Here is a 442-nt window from a genome sequence, read left to right on the forward strand (position 1 = left end):
CGTGGGAGGCGTTCGAGGACGCGGGCATCGACCCGACGACGCTGCGGGGCAGCGACACCGGCGTGTTCGCCGGCACCGTCTCCTCCGACTACGGCCCGTCGACGCTGCCCGAACTGGAAGGGTTCCGGGTGACCGGTACCCAGAGCAGCGTCATGTCCGGCCGCGTCGCCTACAGCCTCGGCCTGGAAGGCCCCGCGGTCTCGATCGACACCGCCTGCTCCGCCTCCCTCGTGGCCCTGCACCTCGCGGCGAACGCGTTGCGCGCAGGCGAGTGCTCGCTGGCGCTCGCCGGCGGTGTCACGGTCCTCGCCGGGCCCTTCCTCTTCGTCGAGTTCAGCCGCCAGCGCGGCCTGGCCCGCGACGGCCGCTGCAAGCCGTACGCGGCGTCCGCCGATGGCACCGGCTTCTCCGACGGCGTGGGCCTGGTGGTGCTGGAGCGGCT

1 protein-coding gene is annotated in these 442 nt (G+C 73.8%); it reads left to right on the plus strand.

The features are described from left to right. Nucleotides 1-442 (plus strand): beta-ketoacyl synthase N-terminal-like domain-containing protein (locus IH00_RS0136365; RefSeq protein WP_031080774.1); only part of this gene is annotated, 442 nt, incomplete at both ends.

The sequence above is a fragment of the Streptomyces sp. NRRL S-118 genome, assembly GCF_000716335.1.
Lineage (GTDB): Bacteria > Actinomycetota > Actinomycetes > Streptomycetales > Streptomycetaceae > Streptomyces.